The organism is Aeromonas sp. PrichA-15, assembly GCF_017939245.1.
Classification (GTDB): domain Bacteria; phylum Pseudomonadota; class Gammaproteobacteria; order Enterobacterales; family Aeromonadaceae; genus Aeromonas; species Aeromonas caviae.
Window position 1 is genome coordinate 1 of the sequence record NZ_JAGKRH010000353.1, and the last position, 293, is coordinate 293.

At 50.9% G+C, this 293-nt stretch carries 1 rRNA gene; it reads left to right on the top strand.

Annotated features, from left to right (window positions below):
* Window positions 1-293: ribosomal RNA gene (locus J9889_RS23140) — 23S ribosomal RNA — on the top strand; the annotation flags it as partial.

The window sequence follows — 293 nt, forward strand, 5'->3', positions numbered from 1 at the left end:
ACTAAGCGTACATGGTGGATGCCTTGGCAGTCAGAGGCGATGAAGGACGTACTAACCTGCGATAAGCCGTGAGCAGTCGGTAAGAGACATTACGACTCACGGATTTCCGAATGGGGAAACCCACTTAGCATAAGCTAGGTATCGCTACGTGAATACATAGCGTAGCGAGGCGAACCGGGAGAACTGAAACATCTAAGTACCCCGAGGAAAAGAAATCAACCGAGATTCCCTCAGTAGCGGCGAGCGAACGGGGATTAGCCCTTAAGCATCTTGGAAGTTAGTGGAACGGTCCT